This is a genomic window from Streptomyces sp. NPDC044003, from assembly GCF_056435185.1.
This window is the reverse complement of sequence record NZ_JBWKFA010000018.1, coordinates 114662-129111: the sequence shown is the minus strand read 5'-3', so window position 1 is coordinate 129111 and position 14450 is coordinate 114662. Positions and strand designations below refer to the sequence as shown.

The 14450-nt window shown below is 71.9% G+C and carries 12 protein-coding genes and 1 pseudogene; 6 read left to right on the top strand and 7 right to left on the bottom strand.

The annotated features are described in order from the left end of the window. The 3 genes from AC07AW_RS39445 to AC07AW_RS39435 form a co-directional block, all read right to left on the bottom strand. Positions 1-593: helix-turn-helix domain-containing protein (locus tag AC07AW_RS39445; protein WP_478820290.1), on the bottom strand; the 593-nt coding region annotated here is incomplete at its 3' end. Positions 594-652: 59 nt separating this feature from the next. Then, the gene (locus AC07AW_RS39440) at positions 653-1450 is read right to left on the bottom strand and encodes a GNAT family N-acetyltransferase (RefSeq protein ID WP_478820289.1); all 798 of its coding nucleotides are present in this window, start codon (positions 1448-1450) and stop codon (positions 653-655) included. A gap of 68 nt (positions 1451-1518) precedes the next feature. Further along, on the bottom strand, positions 1519-2940 hold the full coding sequence (locus tag AC07AW_RS39435) for a family 2B encapsulin nanocompartment shell protein (protein WP_478820288.1): 1422 nt from the start codon (positions 2938-2940) through the stop codon (positions 1519-1521). A gap of 287 nt (positions 2941-3227) precedes the next feature. Here AC07AW_RS39435 and paaK point away from each other — a divergent pair, with 287 nt between their 5' ends. Continuing rightward, entirely contained in the window at positions 3228-4514 is a 1287-nt protein-coding gene (gene paaK / locus AC07AW_RS39430; RefSeq protein ID WP_478820287.1) for a phenylacetate--CoA ligase PaaK, read from the top strand. A gap of 23 nt (positions 4515-4537) precedes the next feature. Then, the gene (locus AC07AW_RS39425) at positions 4538-4921 is read left to right on the top strand and encodes a VOC family protein (protein WP_478820286.1); all 384 of its coding nucleotides are present in this window, start codon (positions 4538-4540) and stop codon (positions 4919-4921) included. Here the strand turns inward: AC07AW_RS39425 and AC07AW_RS39420 are convergent. Next, positions 4912-6423, bottom strand: a complete 1512-nt coding sequence (locus tag AC07AW_RS39420; protein WP_478820285.1) for a fatty acyl-CoA synthetase — start codon at positions 6421-6423, stop codon at positions 4912-4914. The two genes, AC07AW_RS39425 and AC07AW_RS39420, sit on opposite strands and share 10 nt — an antisense overlap. Positions 6424-6579: 156 nt before the next feature. Here AC07AW_RS39420 and AC07AW_RS39415 point away from each other — a divergent pair, with 156 nt between their 5' ends. Continuing rightward, positions 6580-8991: a penicillin acylase family protein gene (locus AC07AW_RS39415; RefSeq protein ID WP_478820284.1), complete on the top strand. Its 2412-nt coding sequence runs from the start codon at positions 6580-6582 to the stop codon at positions 8989-8991. Here the strand turns inward: AC07AW_RS39415 and AC07AW_RS39410 are convergent. Together AC07AW_RS39410 and AC07AW_RS39405 are read right to left on the bottom strand one after the other, a co-directional pair. Further along, entirely contained in the window at positions 8981-10087 is a 1107-nt protein-coding gene (locus AC07AW_RS39410; RefSeq protein ID WP_478820283.1) for a calcium:cation antiporter, read from the bottom strand. The genes AC07AW_RS39415 and AC07AW_RS39410 overlap by 11 nt on opposite strands. A gap of 42 nt (positions 10088-10129) precedes the next feature. Then, on the bottom strand, positions 10130-10534 hold the full coding sequence (locus tag AC07AW_RS39405) for a MarR family winged helix-turn-helix transcriptional regulator (protein WP_478820293.1): 405 nt from the start codon (positions 10532-10534) through the stop codon (positions 10130-10132). 153 nt (positions 10535-10687) lie between these two features. Here AC07AW_RS39405 and AC07AW_RS39400 point away from each other — a divergent pair, with 153 nt between their 5' ends. The 3 genes from AC07AW_RS39400 to pspAB all read left to right on the top strand — a co-directional run bounded on the left by AC07AW_RS39400 (position 10688) and on the right by pspAB (position 13453). Next, positions 10688-11530 carry a nitroreductase/quinone reductase family protein gene (locus tag AC07AW_RS39400; RefSeq protein WP_478820282.1) on the top strand — a complete coding sequence of 281 codons (843 nt, stop codon included), beginning with the start codon at positions 10688-10690 and terminating at the stop codon, positions 11528-11530. A gap of 256 nt (positions 11531-11786) precedes the next feature. Then, positions 11787-12704: a zinc metalloprotease HtpX gene (htpX, locus tag AC07AW_RS39395; RefSeq protein WP_478820281.1), complete on the top strand. Its 918-nt coding sequence runs from the start codon at positions 11787-11789 to the stop codon at positions 12702-12704. Positions 12705-12709: 5 nt separating this feature from the next. Further along, a complete protein-coding gene (pspAB, locus tag AC07AW_RS39390) occupies positions 12710-13453 on the top strand; it encodes a PspA-associated protein PspAB (RefSeq protein ID WP_478820280.1) in 744 nt (247 codons plus the stop codon). Between the two features lie 16 nt (positions 13454-13469). Here pspAB and AC07AW_RS39385 read toward each other — a convergent pair. Then, positions 13470-14324, bottom strand: a pseudogene (locus tag AC07AW_RS39385) (GlxA family transcriptional regulator); the annotation flags it as partial. Positions 14325-14450 lie beyond the last annotated feature (126 nt).

Genomic DNA, 14450 nt, shown 5'->3' with positions numbered 1-14450 from the left:
ACTCGCAGCCGGGTGCAGTCGTCGATGGCGGTGAACTGGTAGTACTTCGCCCGGCGGCGTCGTTTCGGCGGGGTTCCGGTCACCGGCGCCGCGGCCGGGACCTGCTCCGGCAGGCCGATCGGTTCGATGAATTTGACGTCGATCTGGACCCGGTTGCCGGGCAGCTGCTTCTCGTAGCGGGTGTAGCGCTTGTCGTGCCGCTTGTAGCGCTGGGAGGCCGGCAGGCGGTTCATGCCGAGCTTCTTCAGGATGCGGTAGACGGCGGAGCAGGCGATGTCGATGTCGTGGTATCGCTTGAGGTACATCTTGATCTTCATCGGGCCGAAGTGGTAGTGCTGCCGCAGGTAGACGATCTTGTTGACGACCTCGGCCTCGGTGGCGTGGGGGCAGTGGTGGGGCTTGCTGGAGCGGTCCCGCAGGCCCTCAAGGCCTTCGTCCTGGTACCGACGCAGCCACTTGTAGAAACAGGTCCGGCTGATGCCGTAGTAGCGGCAGGTCAGCGCGACGTTGCCGGTGACTTCCTCGGCGTGGCGCAGGACCGCCAGGCGGTGCTGTGCCTGGCGGTCCTGTTGCTGTTGCAGCGAAGGGGGCATGGCAGATCTCCGTAGTGGTCGGAGACCCTGAGTGTCAACAACGTCCGGCAGTTTTATACCTAGAGCCTGTCGGACAGGCCCTGGAGGTCGTACCCGTACGGCGTCGTGGTCGTCAGCGGCAGGAAGCCGAGGCGCTGGAGGATGGGGCGGCTGGTGTCCGCCGCGTCGACCTGGACGTAGCGGTGGCCGCGGGCGGCGGCGATGCGGGCGCGGTGGGCGACCAGGGCGCGGTAGAGGCCGCGGCCGCGCCAGCCCTCGACGGTGCCCCCGCCCCACAGGCCCGCGAAGTCCGTGCCGGGGTACAGCTCCAGGCGGGCCGCGCTGACGGGTTCGCCGGCGGCGAGGGCGACGACGGCGGTGACCGTGTCGGGGTCGACCGCGAGCCGGTCGAGGAGCTGGCGGCCGATGTCCGAGCTGTCGGTGCCGAAGGCGCGCTCGTGGACCTCGACCACCTGGCGGACCCCGGCCTCGTCGGTGACCGCGCGGAGCTCGACGCCCTCGGGGAGCGGGAGCTCCCCGGGCAGGGCGGCGGCCTCGGCGGCCATCAGGGTCTCGGGGTCCTCGGGGGTGAAGCCCGCCGCGCGGAGCCGGTCGCCGAGGTCGGCGGGGGTGTCGTGCCCGTACAGCTTCCACTCGAAGGACAGTCCGGCGGCGCGATAGTGCTCGATCTGTCCGGCGATGGCGCGGTCGGCCTCGGCCGCGTCGAAGCCGGACCAGAGGACGCCGTTCCAGGCGTGCGCGGGGCCCGTCTGGCGGACGATCGCGCCGACGCGCTCGACGCGGCAGCCGGGCCCGTCGGGGCGGGCCTCCCGGCGCAGCTGGAGGTCGTACAGGTCACGGAGGTGCTGGGGTTCCATGGCGGCCACTCCAGCACCGGCGTCCGGCGCCGGGCAACGGCTTTTTGCCCGGCACCGGAGACCGGCGGTCAGGCGCGCGGACGCACCTCGACGTTCTCGAGGACGCCGACCGCGTCGGGCACGAGGATCGCGGCCGAGTAGTAGGCGGAGACCAGGTAGGAGATGATCGCCTTCTCGTCGATGCCCATGAAACGGCAGTTGAGTCCGGGCTCGACCTCGTCGGGCAGACCGGTCTGGTGCAGGCCGATGACGCCTTCGTTGTTCTCGCCGGTGCGCACGGCGATGATCGAGGAGCTCTGCCGGTCGGTGACCGGGATCTTCCCGCAGGGCAGGAGGGGCACCCCGCGCCAGGCCGGCATGTGGCGCCCCTCGACGTCGACGGTGCCGAGCACGAGACCGCGCTTGTTGCACTCCTTGCCGAAGGCGGCGATGGCCCGGGGGTGGGCGAAGATGTAGTCGGTGTCGCGGCGCATGCTGAGCAGATCGTCGAGGTCGTCCGGGGTCGGCGGGCCCGAGTGGGTCTGGATGCGCTGGTCGAAGTCGGCGTTGTGGAGCAACCCGAACTCGGGGTTGTTGACGAGCTCGTGCTCCTGGCGCTCGCGGAGCTCCTGGATCGTCAGACGGAGCTGCTGCTCGGTCTGGTTCATCGGCTGGTTGTAGAGGTCGGCGACGCGGGTGTGCACCTTCAGGACCGTCTGGGCGACGCTGAGTTCGTACTCGCGCGGCTTGAGTTCGTAGTCCGCGTACGCGCCGGGCAGCGCGGCCTCGCCGACGTGGCCGGCGCTGAGCTCGATGGCCGCCTCGCCGGACAGGTTGACGGGGCGGGGCCGGCCGTCGGACCCGGCGTTCACCACGTGGTCGCGGAGGTTCTCGTACTGCTCGGCGACGGCCAGGTAGGAGGTGCGGGGCAGCGCGAGGAGGGTGACGGCGGTGACGGCCTTGGCGGTGAAGTCCCACGCCCCGTCCCCGGCGAGCACCTGGCCGCCGAACGTGTCGCCGTCGCCGAGCCGTCCGAGGAGGGTCTCGTCGCCGTACTGTCCGGTGCCGAGCTTCTCGATCTTGCCGTGGGCGATGAGGTAGACGTGGTCGGCCTGCCGTCCGGCGTGCACGACCACCTGGCCGGGTTCGAACTCCTGCTGGACGAAGCGGTCGGCGAGGGCGCCGAGCGCGGTGGGATCGTCGAAGCCGCGCAGCAGCGGGAGTTCGGCCAGTTCGGCGGGGATGACCTCGACCCTGGAGCCGCTCTTGACGAAGGTGACGCGGCCGTCGCCGACGACGTACGAGAGGCGTCGGTTGACCCGGTAGACGCCGCCGGGGGTGTGGATCCAGGGGAGCGTGCGGAGCAGCCAGCGGGAGCTGATGCCCTGCATCTGGGGTTCGGACTTGGTGGTGGTGGCGAGGTTGCGGGCGGCGGCGGTGCTGAGGCTGAGCTGGACCTGGCGGATCTCGACGGCGGGCGGGGTGGCCGCGGGCTCGGTGTCGACCGACATGGGGGACTCGCTTTCCGGGGGCTTGCGAACTCTCGTACGTGACTCTCCGCGTCCAGATGTAACGCACGGTGGTGTACGTCATCCGGGTGCGGCGCGGGCGGGCCGGAGCGCCGGAAGGCGGTGGCCGCCCTGTGAGCGCCCCGCGCGCTCCGCCGTCCGGGCAGGGGCCTGGGCGGGAAAGTTCGTCCAGCCCCTTGCCAAGCCCCGGGTACCTCCGGTTTTACTGACCCGGAACGGATCAACCGAATGATCGGTAGTCCGTTTTACGACAGCGGAGGAGTGGGCGCATGACGGAACTGCTGGACAGCGGCGAACGGCTCGGACGCGAGGAGCTGGCGGCCCTCCAGCTGGAGCGGCTGCGCGCGACCCTGCGTCATGCGTACGAGAACGTGGACTTCTACCGGCGCTCCTTCGACGCGGCCGGACTGACCCCGGACGACTGCCGTTCGCTCGCGGACCTCGCCCGTTTCCCCTTCACCGCCAAGTCGGACCTCCGCGACCACTACCCCTTCGGCATGTTCGCCGTCGACCAGTCCCGGATCCGGCGCATCCACGCCTCCAGCGGCACCACCGGCCGGCCGACCGTCGTCGGCTACACCGAGGCCGACCTGGACATGTGGGCCGACGTGGTGGCCCGCTCCCTGCGCGCCGCCGGGGCGCGCCCCGGACACAAGGTCCATGTGGCGTACGGATATGGCCTGTTCACCGGCGGCCTGGGCGCCCACTACGGCGCGGAGCGCCTCGGCTGCACGGTGATCCCGGCCTCCGGCGGCATGACGGCCCGCCAGGTGCAGCTCATCCAGGACTTCCGGCCCGAGATCATCATGGTGACCCCCTCGTACATGCTGACGCTGCTCGACGAGTTCGAGCGGCAGGGCGTGGACCCCCGGTCGACCTCGCTGAAGGTGGGCGTCTTCGGCGCGGAGCCGTGGACGGAGGAGATGCGCAAGGAGATCGAGGAGCGGTTCGCGATCGACGCGGTCGACATCTACGGCCTGTCGGAGGTCATCGGTCCCGGTGTGGCGCAGGAGTGCGTGGAGACCAAGGACGGCCTGCACATCTGGGAGGACCACTTCTACCCGGAGATCGTGGACCCGTTCACCGGCGAGGTGCTGCCCGACGGGGAGGAGGGCGAGCTGGTCTTCACCTCGCTCACCAAGGAGGCCATGCCGGTGATCCGCTACCGGACCCGCGACCTCACCCGGCTCCTGCCGGGGACGGCACGGGTGTTCCGCCGGATGGAGAAGGTCACCGGGCGCAGCGACGACATGATCATCCTGCGCGGGGTGAACCTCTTCCCCACCCAGATCGAGGAGATCGTGCTGCGCACCCCGGGCGTGGCCCCGCACTTCCAGCTGCGGCTGACCCGGGAGGGCCGGCTCGACGCCCTGACCGTGCGGGCCGAGGCCCGTCCGGACGCGACGCCGGAGGAGCGCGCGGAGGCGGCCCGGGCGGTCGCGGCCGCGGTGAAGGACGGGGTCGGGGTGTCCGTGGGCGTGGAAGTGGTGGACCCGGAGACGCTGGAGCGCTCGGTGGGCAAGATCAAGCGGATCGTGGACCTCCGGGGCGCGTAGCCTGGAGGGAGGAGGTGGTTGCGATGCTGTCGGACTCCCCCATAGCCGCGATCATTCCGGTCAGTGACATGAACCGGGCCAAGCAGTTCTACTCGGAGACCCTCGGTCTGCCCCTCACGAAGGAGACACCCGAGGACACCAGGTTCGAGTGCGGTGGCACGGTGATCGGCCTCTACGAGACGCCCTACGGCGGCAAGGCCGAGCACACCCTGGCGAGCTGGAAGGTCGACGACCTGGACACGGAGATGTCGACACTGCGGTCGAAGGGCGTCACCTTCGAGGACTACGACCTGCCCGACATCAAGACGGTCGAGGGTGTGGTCGAGTCGGACACGATGCGGGGCGCCTGGTTCAAGGACAGTGAGGGCAACATTCTCTGTGTGATGGAGGAGAAGGGTCAGGGCTGAGGGGCGAAGCGGTCCCTCAGGTCGCGCTTGAGGATCTTTCCGCTGGCGTTGCGGGGAAGCGCGTCCACCAGGAAGACGCGCTTCGGCGCCTTGAAGTGGGCGAGCTTCTCGCGTGCGTGGTCGAGGAGTTCGGCCTCGGTGACCTCGCCGCGCGGGACGACGACGGCGGTGACCGCCTCGATCCAGCGCTCGTCGGGGAGGCCGATGACGGCCACCTCGGCGACGCCGGGGTGGGTGTAGAGCGCGTCCTCGACCTGGCGTGAGGCGACGAGCACACCACCGGAGTTGATGACGTCCTTCACCCGGTCGACGATCGTGAGATAGCCCTCGGCGTCGCGGACGGCGAGGTCCCCGGAGTGGAACCAGCCGCCCCGGAAGGCCGCCTTGGTCTCGTCGGGCTTGCGCCAGTAGCCCTCGCAGAGCTGCGGGGAGCGGTAGACGATCTCCCCCGGGGTGCCGTCGGGGACGTCCTCGCCGTCCTCGCCGACGACGCGCGCCTCGACGTGACGGACGGGGCGGCCGCAGGAGTCCATCCGGCCCTCGTGCTCGTCGGGGCCGAGGACGGTCGCGAGCGGGCCGATCTCCGACTGGCCGAAGCAGTTGTAGAAGGCGAGTTCGGGCAGCCGGGCGCGCAGCCGCTCCAGGACGGGTACGGGCATGATCGAGGCCCCGTAGTAGGCCTTGCGCAGGGCGGAGAGGTCGCGGTCGGCGAACTCGGGATGGTTGGCGAGGGCGATCCAGACGGTCGGCGGGGCGAAGAGGCTGTCGGCGCGGCCCGCCTCGATCAGGTCGAACAGGACGGCCGGGTCGGGGCCGTCGACGATCGTGTTCTCGGCGCCCACGGCGAGGTAGGGCAGCAGGAAGACGTGCATCTGCGCCGAGTGGTAGAGCGGCAGCGCGTGCACCGGCCGGTCGTCCTCGCTCAGGTCGAGGGCCTCGATCGCGCTGGCGTACTCGTGGGCGAGGGCGAGGTGGGTCATCACGGCGCCCTTGGGGAGTGCGGTGGTGCCCGAGGTGTAGAGCAGCTGGGCGACGTCGCGGGCGTCGCGGTCGGTGAGGTACTCCTCCGGTTCGGCGAGAGCGCCGAGCAGTGAACCGGGGGCGTCCCGCAGCGTCTTGACCGCGAAGCCCTCGGGGATCCGGTCGGCGAGGGCGGGATCGGCGAGCACGAGGGAGCTGTCCGACTGCTCCAGGACGTACGCGAGGTCCTCGCCGGTCAGATGGTGGTTCACCGGTACGTGGATCAGGCCGGCCCGCGCGCAGGCGAGGAACGCGACGAGGTAGGCGTCCGAGTTGTGGCCGTACGTGGCGACCCGGGCGTACTCCGGCAGGGCGAGGCCGTGGTGCGGCTCCCGCAGGACGGCGGCGGCGGTGGAGACGGCGGCGTCCAGCTCCGCGTACGTCCAGGTCCGGTCGGCGTACCGGAGGGCGATCCGGTCGGGCACGCGCCGGGCGCTCGCGCGCAGGACACCGTCGACGGTGCGGCTGAGGAGTCGATCCATGCGGTGATCCTCGGCGGCCACCTGGCAGGAGGTCAAGTACCGTGCCGCGCGCCGCGGACGCCCGGACCTCGGATACCGAACGGGATGTTGACAAGGGGCCGCGCAACTGCGTGCATGGTCCAACCCGCAGTGCTCATCGGCCCGTTGGGAGGCATCTTGCACCTCCGTACCCGTCTGAAACACCTGGCACTCACCGGCGCGGCTCTCGCCGTCGTCACGGCCACGCTGCCCGGCGCGGCGGCCGCCGACTCCGGCGACCGGGGCCGTCATCCGTCCGACCGGGGCCTGTCGGCCGTCATCCGCTACACCGAGTACGGCATCCCGCACATCGTGGCGAAGGACTACGCGAACCTGGGGTTCGGCACGGGCTGGGCCCAGGCCGCCGACCAGGTCTGTGTGCTCGCCGACGGCTTCCTGACCGTGAACGGTGAACGCTCCCGGTTCTTCGGCCCCGGCGCCGCCCCTGACGGCTCGCTCTCCTCCGCCACGACGAACCTCTCCAGCGATCTGTACTTCCGCGGCCTGAAGGACGCGGGCACGGTCGAGGAGCTGCTCGGGACCCCGGCTCCGGCCGGGCCGAGCCGGGACCTCAAGGAGCTGATGCGGGGCTGGGCGGCCGGCTACAACGCCTGGCTGCGGAAGAACCGGATCACCGACCCGGCCTGCGCCGACGCCGACTGGGTCCGACCGGTGACCGCGCTCGACGTGGCCCGGCGCGGCTTCGCCGTCTCCGTGCTCGGCGGTCAGGGCAGGGCCGTGGACGGCATCACCGCGGCCAGGCCGCCGGCCGCTGCTCCCCCGTCGGCCGCCCGCTCGGCGGGCGCCTCCGACCCGGAGGTCCCCGACCCGGCCCGTACGGCCGAGGCGGCGCGCGAGCTGTTCGCTCCCGAGAACGCCACCATGGGCTCCAACGCCGTCGCGTTCTCCGGGGCCACGACGGCGAACGGGCGCGGGCTGCTCCTGGGGAACCCGCACTACCCGTGGCAGGGCGGCCGCCGGTTCTGGCAGTCGCAGCAGACCATCCCGGGCGAGCTGAACGTCTCCGGCGCCTCGCTCCTCGGCACGACCGTCGTCAACATCGGCTTCAACGACCAGGTCGCCTGGAGCCACACCGTCGCGACCGGGGTGCCGCTCAACCTGCACCAGCTGACGCTCGCCCCCGGCGACCCGACCTCCTACCTCGTGGACGGCCGCCCGGAGCGGATGACCGCGCGCGAGGTGACCGTGGCGGTCAAGGACGGCGCCCCCGTCACCCGCACCCAGTGGTGGACCCGGTACGGCCCCGTCGTCGGCGGCCTCGGCGCGCAGCTGCCGCTGCCGTGGACCGCGACCACGGCGTACGCGCTGAACGACCCCAACGCCGCCAACCTGCGCGGCTCCGACACCGCGCTCGGCTTCGGGAAGGCCCGGTCCGCGCAGGACGTCGCCGACACCCTGACGCGCACCCAGGGGCTGCCCTGGGTCAACACCGTCGCGGCGGACTCCGCGGGACACTCCCTCTTCGCCCAGTCCCAGGTGCTCCCCCACATCACGGACGAACTCGCCGCGCGCTGCTCCACCCCGCTCGGCCGGGCCACCTACCCGGCCTCGGGTGTGGCCGTGCTCGACGGCTCACGGTCGGAGTGCGCGCTCGGCTCCGACCCGGACGCGGTGCAGCCGGGTGTCTTCGGGCCCGCGCGGATGCCGGTCCTGCGGGACACCCCGTACGTGGAGAACTCCAACGACAGCGCCTGGCTGGCCAACGCCGACCGGCCGCTGACCGGTTACGAGCGGATCTTCGGCACGGTCGCGACCCCGCGTTCGCTGCGCACCCGGGGCGGCATCGAGGACGTGTCGGCGCTGGCGGACCGGGGCGGGCTCACGGTGGCCGACCTGCAGCGCCAGCAGTTCGCGAACCGGGCGCCGGCCGGTGACCTGGCGGCGGCCGACGCGGCGAAGGCCTGCGGGTCGGTGCTGTCGGAGGACCCGGAGGTCTGCCGGGTGATCGGGGACTGGGACCGGACGGTGAACACCGACAGCCGTGGCGCGCTGCTCTTCGACCGGTTCTGGCGGAAGTTCACCGGCACGGTCAAGGCGGCCGACCAGTGGAAGGTGCCGTTCTCGGCGGCCGACCCGGTCCGCACCCCGCACACCCTCAACACGGAGGCGCCCGGCTTCGCGCAGGCCCTCAAGGACGCTGCGGCGGAACTGCGGGCGGCGGGCATCGCGCTGGACGCGCCGCTCGGGGCCCACCAGTTCGTCGTACGCAACGGGGAGCGGATCCCGGTGAGCGGCGGGACCGAGTCCCTGGGCATCTGGAACAAGACCGAGCCCGTGTGGAACGCGGCGGGCGGCGGCTATGTGGAGGTCGTCCACGGGACGAGCCATGTGCAGGCGGTCGGCTGGGACGGGAGCCGGTGCCCGGTGGCCCGCACCCTGCTCTCGTACTCCCAGTCGTCGAACCCGGCCTCGCCGCACTTCAGCGACCAGACCCGGCTGTTCGCGGGCGAGCGCTGGGTGACCTCCCGGTTCTGCGAGAAGGACATCCTGCGCTCGCCCGGCCTGCGGGTGGTGGTCGTCAGGGGCTGAACGACAGGAACACGAAGGCGGCGAAGATCGAGAGATGGACGCTGCCCTGAAGGAGGGTGGCCCGTCCGGGCACCACGGTCAGGGCGCTCACCACGGCCGTGAGCACGAGCAGCACCATGTGGAGGGGCCCCAGGCCGAGGATCAGGGGCCCGTCCAGCCAGATCGAGGCGAGCGCGATCGACGGGATCGTCAGGCCGATGCTGGCGATGGCAGAGCCGTAAGCCAGGTTCATGCTGGTCTGCATCCGGTCCCGGCTCGCGGCGCGCACGGCGGCGAGGGTCTCGGGCAGCAGCACCATGAGGGCGATGACGACGCCGACAACGGCCTTGGGCAGGCCGGCGGAGGCGACGGCGTCCTCGATGGTGGGCGAGACGAGCTTGGCGTTGCCGACGACCGCGACGAGGGCGACCACGAGCAGACCGAGGCTGAACCAGGCGTCGCGGGCGGTCGGCGGCGAGGCGTGCTCGTCCTCCGACTCCGGGATTCCCCGGTCCGGCCGCGGCACGGGCAGGAAGTAGTCACGGTGCCGGACCGTCTGGACGGCGACGAACACCCCGTAGAGGAGGAGCGAGGAGACGGCCGCGAAGGCGAGCTGTGCGGCCGAGAACTCGGGGCCCGGGTGGCTGGTCGTGAAGGTCGGCAGGACCAGCGTCATGGTCGCCAGGGTGCAGACGATCGCCAGCTCGCCGCCGGAACCCTCCGCGTTGAACACGGCGATCCGGTTGCGCAGCGCGCCGACGAGCAGGGCGAGGCCGACGATGCCGTTGCAGGTGATCATGACGGCGGCGAAGACCGTGTCCCGGGCGTAGCTCGTCGCCTTGTCGCCGCCTCCGATCATCAGCATGACGATCAGTCCGACCTCGATGACGGTGACGGCCACGGCGAGGACGAGGGAGCCGAAGGGTTCGCCGATGCGGTGGGCGATGACCTCGGCGTGATGGACGGCCGAGAGGACCGCGGCGAACAGGCAGACGACGACGATCGCCACGGCGAAGCCCGGGAGATCGCGCCCCCAGGCGAGGCCGAGCACAAGCGCCGCCACCACCGGCCCCCAGGTGGTCCACTGCCGTGCCCTTGCCGTCACACTCGAACTCATGATCCGCATATTGCCACAAGAGGGTCTTTGCTCCCGATTCGTTCAGTTCTCGGGATCGGTGAGGCCGCGCTCGTAGGCGGTGAGGGTCTCGACGAACATCCGCCGCTCGGCCGGGCCGAGCGGTGCGAGGGCCGCGCGCCAGGCGCCGGCGCTGCGGCCCAGCCAGCCGTCGATGGCGGGGCGGTGCGCCTCGGCGATGGAGACGATCTTCCGCCGCCGGTCGGCGGGGTCCTCGACCCGCTCCAGGACCCCCTTCTTGGCGAGCTCGCCGACCATCAGGCTCACGGTGGTCGGGGCGACCTCCAGACGGGCGGCGAGTTCGTTGACGCCGAGCGGTCCGTCGAAGAGGAGGTAGGCGAGGAGGGAGAGGTGACGGGGCGCGAGGGTGAGGGACTGCAGCTCGTCGGGGATCCTGATGCGCTTGACCCGCCCGACCATCCGGGGCATGAGCAGCAGCAGCGTACGGACGGCGTCGTCGACGTCCGGCCCGTCGGCGCGCCGGTCGCCGTTCTCCGTGATTGACACCCTGCATCCTCCGATTTAACTTTGCTTTCAAAGCAAATAGATCTGTCGTGATCGATGCTACCGAAGGGCACCTCCATGTCCGATTTCCAGCAGCAGGTCATCGAGGAGTTCCGCGCCAACGGCGGCCGCGTGGGCGGGATGTTCGAAGGCGCCTCCTTACTCCTCCTCACCACGACCGGCGCCCGCAGCGGACGGCCGCACACCAACCCCGCCGTGTACGTAAGGGACGGGGCCCGGCTCCTCGTCTTCGCGTCGAACGCCGGCGGACCGAAGCACCCGGCCTGGTTCCACAACCTCCGCGCCGACGCGCACGTCACCGTCGAACTCGGCACCCCCGAAGGGACCGTCGAGCGTTTCGCGGCGAGGGCGGCGGTGACCGAGGGCGAGGAGCGGGACCGGCTGTACGCGGAGCAGTCCGCCCGGGATCCCGCGTTCGCCGCCTACCAGGCCGGCACGGACCGGGTCATCCCCGTCGTCGCCCTGCACCGGACGGACCTCACGGACCCCGCGCGGCACCGGGCGATCGCCGCCCACCTCGTCAAGGTCCACGACGAGCTCCGCGCCGAACTCGCCGCGCTCCGCGCGGGCCTGGACTCCCCGGCGCCCAGGCTCGGACGGCAGCTCGCCCGCCACTGCCTCGGCTTCTGCGGCGCGCTCCACGCCCACCACCACAACGAGGACGGCGTCTTCGACCTCCTGGAGCGCCAGTTCCCGGACCTCGCCGACTCCCTGGACCGGATGCGCCGGGAGCACCGGGTGGTCGCCCGCACGGTCGGCGAGCTGGAGGCCCTGCTCACCTCCGGCGCCCCACCGGAGACCCTGCGCGCCGAGGTCGACCGGCTGGCGACGAGCCTGGAGGACCACTTCGCGTACGAGGAGTCCCAGCTGCTCCCGGCCCTGGCGCCGCGGCCGCGCTAGCGTGCTCTGCCGCCCGAAGGCGTTCGAGCGCGACGAGCGGGACCGCATGGTGCGCGAGACGCGTGCCCCGAGGTGCCCGACCGGCTCGTGACCCACGTGGTGGAGAAGAGCCCGACGCCCGAGGAGCCCGACGCCGGGGAGCTGCGCCTGGGCGCCGTTCCGGCGCAGGGGGGAGCACACTGGCAGGAGGGAGCGGAAGGCCGGCCCCGCCCCGGGGGCCGATCGGTCCCGCCCTCCCGTGGAAGAGGGTGCGTGGATGCCCAGAACCCGGTCCTCGTCCCGCTCGCGCTACGCCCCCGACCAGGGGCTCGCGACCCGCATGGCGACGACGATGTTCCTGATCGGACTGCTGTACGTGGTCTTCGTCGGCGTCCTGCTGGTGCTGCTGCGCGGGTCCTGGCCCGTCATCCTGCTGATCACGGGCGTGCTGTTCGTCGGGCAGTTCTGGTTCAGCGACCGGATCGCCGCGCTGGGCATGGGAGCGCGTGAGGTGACCCGCGAGCAGGCACCCGAGCTGCACGGCACCGTGGACCGGATCTGCGCGCTGGCCGACATGCCGAAGCCGAAGGTGGCGATCGCCGAGAGCGACGTGCCGAACGCCTTCGCCACCGGCCGCGGCGAGAAGACCGCACTGGTCTGCGTCACGACCGGCCTGCTGCGACGCCTGGAGCCGGCGGAGCTGGAGGGGGTCCTCGCGCACGAGATGTCGCACGTGGCGCACCGGGACGTCGCGGTCATGACCATCGCCTCCTTCCTCGGTGTCCTCGCGGGGATGATGACGCGGGTCGCGCTCTACAGCGGTCTCGGCCGCAGCCGGGACAGCACCCTGGGCATCGCCGTGATCCTGGTCCCCGTGGTCAGCGCCGTCGTCTACGTCGTCAGCTTCCTGCTGACGCGGGTGCTGTCCCGCTACCGCGAACTGGCCGCCGACCGTGCCGCCGCCCTCCTCACCGGCCGCCCCTCCGCCCTGGCGTCCGCGCTCACCAAGGTGAACGGCGCGATGGCCCGGATCCCGACGCAGGACCTGCGCAAGGCGGAGCCCTACAACGCCTTCTGGTTCGCGCCCGCCTTCTCCTCCCAGGAGAGCCTGAGCCGGCTGCTCTCCACCCACCCCACCCTGGAGCAGCGGCTGGAGCAGCTCGCGCGGATCTCGGCGCGGCTCGGTGAGGCGTGACGGCGGTGGGACTCCTCGACAGCATCCTCGGGCGCAGCCGGCCGGTACGGCCCGATCTGGACCGTCTCTTCGGGCTGCCGGCCGCCGCGCTCACCCTCCAGGCGGGCACCGGCTTCGTGCCGGCCGGCGCCGGGTCGGTGTGCTTCGCGGCGGTGGAGGGCGGTGCGTTCGCGCGTCTGAAGGGGGACGTACGGGATCTCCTCGACGTCGAGGTGGCGGCCGAACCCGATCGGGGCGCGGGCGAGGACGCGGGACCAGGGGCGTACCCCGTGACGTACACCTCGGACGCGTACGGCTACACCTGGCTCACCGTCCGGCGTCCCCCCGAGGACCTGATCACGCTGGTCAACGACCTGCACGCGGTCAACGCGCTCCTCGAGGAGGCCGGCTTCGGCCCGAATCTGCTCTGCTCCCTGACCGCGTTCCGTGCTCCGGCGGCGGCGCGAGGCCCGGGGCCGGAGGACACGGGGACGGACGGCACGTGGACGGGTGCCCCGGGAGGCGACGGGCACCGGGTGCGGGACCTCGCGCTCGTGTATCTCTACAAACGCGGCACCTTCTATCCCTTCGCCCCGCGCGCGGATCGTGCCGAGACCCGCGACAACGCCCTTGAACTCCAGGTCAGAGGTCTGCTCGCGGGCGACCTCGCGATGGAGCCGGACATGGAGCGGTGGTTCCCGGTCTGGGGTGCGCCGGGGCTGGGCGGGGCGGACCCGCCGCCGGGGCGGGAACCTTCCGGCGGGGGCTGAACGCCGCCCGGTAGGCGCCCGGGGGGTGGCCCGTGTGGCGGGTGAAGAGGGTGGCGAAGGTGCTGGGGTCCTGGTAGCCGACGGAGGCGGCGATGGCGGCGACCGTGCGGTCGGTGGTCTCCAGGAGGTGGCGGGCGCGGCGGACGCGGGAGGACTGGAGGTGGGCGAGCGGGGTGCGGCCGGTTTCGGCGGAGAAGCGGCGCAGCAGGGTCCGGGTGCTGACGCCGAAGGCGGCGGCGAGGCCGGCGAGGTCGTAGCGGGCGGCGAGGCGCTGGTCGAGATGGCGCATGACGCGCTCGGAGAACGCGTGGCCCGGCTGCGGCAGGAGCCGGGCGTCGACGTACGGGGTCTGGGAGGTCCGCGCGTCGTCGATGAGGGTGAGCCGGGCGGTGGTGCGGGCCACGTGGTGCCCGCCGTGGTGGCGGATGAGATCCAGCGCGAAGTCGTACATGGCGCTGAAGGCGGCCGTCGTCGTCACACCCGTGTCGGTGACGACGAGTTCTTCGGGCCGGATGTCGGCGGCCGGGCGGCGGCGGGCGAGGGCGTCCGCGTGGAGCCAGGAGGTGGTGGCACGGCGTCCGTCGAGCAGACCGGCGTCGGCGAGCAGGTACGCGCCGACGCAGAGGGAGACGACGGCGGTGCCGGCGGCGAAGTGCGCGCGGATCGCCGCGATCTCGGGGCCGAGAGCGGCCAGCCGCCCGTCGAGGTCGTCGTCCAGGCGCAGTTCGAAGCCCGGTACGACGAGGACGTCGAGGTCCCGCAGCGGGCCGACGTCGAGCCGCGCTCCGCCGGAGGCGGTGACCCGGCGGCGCGGCGAGACGATCGACACCTGATAGCCGGCCCCGTCGGGGCCCGCGATGTGCCCGGCCATGGTCAACAGGTCCGGCACACCGAAGACTTCGGACGCGAAACATCCCGGATACGCCAGGACACCGACCCGCAGGGCACTCATGGTGGCGAGATTACCCGTGTACATGGCGATCTCGCCCCTCACCCG